Here is a 1,170-nt window from a genome sequence, read left to right on the forward strand (position 1 = left end):
AGAGTAGGGAAAATAAATCTGTCCCCTTTATTCGCTTGGCGGCAATTCGACGATGATCCTGACGGAGGTACGACTCTTCGCGGCCTGCTGGTTCTGGTCGCGCAACAGCGTGTCGGCAATCGCTCCGGGCGAGTTGAACCCAGAGCCCTCAAGCGAAGGCCAAAGCCCTACCCATTACTGACCTGCACACGTCAATCTGCTCGGGCAGCGATCAAGAAACACGGTCATCCGAAAAGGGTTAAGTAAGTGCCATTCAAATCTGTCCCCTTTATTCGCTGGCTGGATTCGAGGTCAACGAGAAAGTCAGAATCAGAGTCATGCAGGGCTGCTTGGTGATTACCGCAGAGTGAAATAAATAGCCCCGGCAAGGCCGGGGCTTTTCAATGCTGACGTGCTAAATCAAGAGCAACCGCCAATTTGATCCTACTCTGTCGTGAACGAAGCGACCTCTCGTACTTCTTCACACTAGTAGTTTGAAAGTCCACTACCTCCCCATTAGACCTTGAAACCTCAAGCCAAACCACTTCACTCCCATTAACTAGGATCGTATATAAATCCTCAGCTTGCTCAGGCGTCCAACTCAACACAAATGCGCTACCAATCAAGCCGAGCCTGTCCGCCAAGATAGAGAACAACTGATTTCCCGATTCTCTAAGCCCGCCCCATGACTTAGATAGCTCTTCACGACAAGATTGCTCCGCAAGGCTTCCAATTAATTTCACTTAACAACCCCCGGAGTAGTCGTTATTAAGTTACCAAACCTATCAGTAAGAACAGTCATGGTAGAGGTAGGCTGACCACTGAACTTATCAATACCAATAGGCCCACTGAGATTCACTTCTCGAACATATCGAATACCTTGCGCACTTTCTAACATTCGCGTTACAGGCGCACTCACCACCTCTTTACTTTGAAGCAAAGTGCGAAGCTCAGCCTGCCCTATAGTGAATTGGCTTGCATTTACCTCTGGATTGAAGTGACGACTTACAACGTGCTCCCAACCCGCACTTTTGTCACCAGTCATCAAGTTAACGCGTGACTGAACACGCCCAGGAACTTGAATAGCCGCTTCAGCAGCAGTCCCAGTTGCTTTTGGACCCCCACCCAGCCTACCCAAGTCCCCCACTGCCCCGAGTTGCGAACTCATACTACCGGAAACAGGTGACTCCG

At 50.1% G+C, this 1,170-nt stretch carries 2 protein-coding genes and 1 pseudogene; 2 read left to right on the forward strand and 1 reads right to left on the reverse strand.

The window, feature by feature from the left end; genetic code table 11:
• Both HMPREF2581_RS33785 and HMPREF2581_RS33790 read left to right on the forward strand, forming a co-directional pair.
• Window positions 1-246: pseudogene (locus tag HMPREF2581_RS33785) on the forward strand (IS4 family transposase); the annotation flags it as partial.
• Window positions 247-275: 29 nt separating this feature from the next.
• Complete coding sequence (locus HMPREF2581_RS33790) at window positions 276-350, forward strand: SymE family type I addiction module toxin (RefSeq protein ID WP_124203248.1); 75 nt, start codon at window positions 276-278, stop codon at window positions 348-350.
• A 368-nt stretch (window positions 351-718) separates the two neighbouring features.
• On the opposite strand, the gene HMPREF2581_RS33405 is transcribed toward HMPREF2581_RS33790, so the two are convergent.
• On the reverse strand, window positions 719-1,170 hold a 452-nt coding region (locus HMPREF2581_RS33405), incomplete at its 5' end, for a hypothetical protein (RefSeq protein WP_212667723.1).

It is taken from the genome of Pseudomonas sp. HMSC057H01 (genome assembly GCF_001836405.1).
GTDB classification, from domain to species: domain Bacteria; phylum Pseudomonadota; class Gammaproteobacteria; order Pseudomonadales; family Pseudomonadaceae; genus Pseudomonas; species Pseudomonas aeruginosa.